Origin of the sequence: Kitasatospora sp. GAS1066B (assembly GCF_041262605.1) — a bacterium.
In the GTDB taxonomy this organism is placed as follows: domain Bacteria; phylum Actinomycetota; class Actinomycetes; order Streptomycetales; family Streptomycetaceae; genus Kitasatospora.
The window spans coordinates 1-1,321 of sequence record NZ_JBGCCO010000093.1 but is presented as its reverse complement, the minus strand read 5'-3'; the positions used below and the strand labels follow the sequence as shown (position 1 = coordinate 1,321).

Annotated in this window: 2 protein-coding genes; both read left to right on the top strand. The window is 66.4% G+C overall.

Translation table 11 applies throughout. The features are described 5' to 3' along the window. Nucleotides 1-70 precede the first annotated feature (70 nt). Nucleotides 71-379, top strand: a complete 309-nt coding sequence (locus ABH937_RS38190; RefSeq protein ID WP_280695023.1) for a transposase — start codon at nt 71-73, stop codon at nt 377-379. Nucleotides 380-384: 5 nt separating this feature from the next. After that, nucleotides 385-1,287, top strand: coding sequence for an IS3 family transposase (locus ABH937_RS38185; RefSeq protein ID WP_280695022.1), 903 nt, complete (start codon nt 385-387; stop codon nt 1,285-1,287). The last annotated feature ends 34 nt before the right edge of the window (nt 1,288-1,321 follow it).

The following is a 1,321-nucleotide window of genomic DNA, read 5'->3' as shown; positions in this document are numbered from 1 at the left end:
TGAAGTTCCCCCGTTGATCTGGACAGCTTGATACTGGGACGGTTGGGTCCCGGAGGAAGCAGTCCAGGTAGTGAGTGGCAAGAGCAACATGAGCAAGCGGTACACGGCGGAGTTCAAGCGGGACGCGATCGCGCTCGTCCGGTCCTCGCCCCATCGGAACGTCACCGAGATCGCCCGGGAACTGGGCGTGAGTCCGGAGGGGCTTCGCGGCTGGGTGAAACAGGCGAAGGTCGACTGCGGCGAGGGGGCGCCAGGCGCGCTGACGACGGCGGAGAAGGACGAGCTCCAGCGGCTGCGCAGGGAGAACCGGGAACAGCAGCAGACGATCGAGATCTTGAAAAAAGCCGCGGCCTTCTTCGCGAAGGAGACGATGAAGTAGGCACGCTGTGCCGCTTCATCGACGCGGAGAGGGCCGCCGAGGACAGACCCGACGGCTTCAGCGTCGCGCTGCTCTGCCGGGCGCTGAAGCTCCCGCGCGCCAGCTACTACGCCTGGCTCGCCGGTCGGCCGGCCGCCGCCGAGCGGCAGCGGGCAGAGGACGAACTGGCCGAGGAGATACGGGAGATCCATGCCTCCTCGCGCGGCGCCTACGGCGCCCCGCGCGTGCACGCCGCACTGCGGCGGGACGGCCATGCGATCAACCGGAAGAAGGTCGAGCGGATCATGCGCGAGCGCGACATCCGGGGTATCACCCGCCGCAGGCGCCGCCACCTGACGAAGCAGGACACCAAGGCCGCCCCGGCCCCCGACCTGATCGGCCGCGACTTCACCGCGAAGCGGCCCGGTACGAAGCTCGTCGGCGACATCACATATCTGCCCACGATCGAGGGCTGGTGGTATCTGGCCACGGTCATCGACCTGGCGACCCGCGAGGTTATCGGGTACGCAATGGCCGACCACCATCGCGCCGAGTTGGTCACCGACGCCCTGAAGATGGCCGCCGGCCGGGGTGACCTGAAGCCGGGCTGCATCATGCACACCGACCGGGGAAGCGAGTATACGAGCAGCGAATTCCGCCAGGAGATAAGGAAGTTGAACCTGAGACAGAGCATGGGGCGAACCGGCATATGTTACGATAACGCCGCAGCCGAGAGCTTCTTCGGCCTGCTGAAAGCGGAGATCGGCACCACCATCTGGGACAGCCGGGAAGCGGCCCGAGCCGACGTCTTTCGCTTCATCGAAGTCGAATACAACCGCACCAGGCTCCGCAGGCACCCCGAGTTCGGGTACCTCACCCCACTCGAAACCCGAGCCAGGCTCCGGCACGACTTCACCCCTGCAGCGTAAGCACCCGCTGTCCAAGATCAGGGGGGAACTTCAG